Source organism: Haloferula sp. A504, from assembly GCF_044385805.1.
Lineage (GTDB): Bacteria > Verrucomicrobiota > Verrucomicrobiia > Verrucomicrobiales > Akkermansiaceae > Haloferula.
Genome location: NZ_JBISBU010000200.1, coordinates 1 through 513, shown reverse-complemented (window position 1 = coordinate 513; position 513 = coordinate 1). Strand labels below are relative to the sequence as shown.

Annotated in this window: 1 protein-coding gene; it reads left to right on the top strand. The window is 66.7% G+C overall.

Going from position 1 to position 513, the window contains the following annotated elements; translation table 11 throughout:
* Positions 1–96: 96 nt before the first annotated feature.
* Positions 97–513 (top strand): Druantia anti-phage system protein DruA (locus ACG2LG_RS24175; RefSeq protein WP_396263469.1); only part of this gene is annotated, 417 nt, incomplete at its 3' end.

Here is a 513-nt window from a genome sequence, read left to right as displayed (position 1 = left end):
AGGGCGTTTGTGTCGCAGGAGTTGCGGGGCCTCTGTTGCAAGGGATGTTTCCTTTTTGCTAGACATTGCCCTCAAAACCGGCAGGTTATCCGGGTGATGAACTGCCTCCACATCTGCTCTGCCCATGATCCGCTCACCCGCCGTCTCGAGATCCGCCAGGCCACCGAGGACTTCGAGATCAGCCAGCTGCGCGCCGCGCTCAACGCCGAGCATTACCTGAAGGCCGGCAGGCCCGCCGGCAACACCGTCTGGCAGGGCATCTACCGCACCGACACCGAGGATGGCTACCCGGTGCTCTGCGCGGTGCTGTGCTGGTCGGGCGCGGCGCTGCGGCTCAAGGACCGCGACGAATGGATCGGCTGGGATCCGCTCACCCGCGCCAGCCGCCTGCCGCTGGTCGTCCAGCTGCGGCGCTTTCTGGTGCTCGAAGCCAGCCGCGAGCCCAACCTCGCCACCCGCTGCATGGGGCTGGCCCTGCGCGAGATGCCCGGCCACTTCGAGGCGAAATACGGA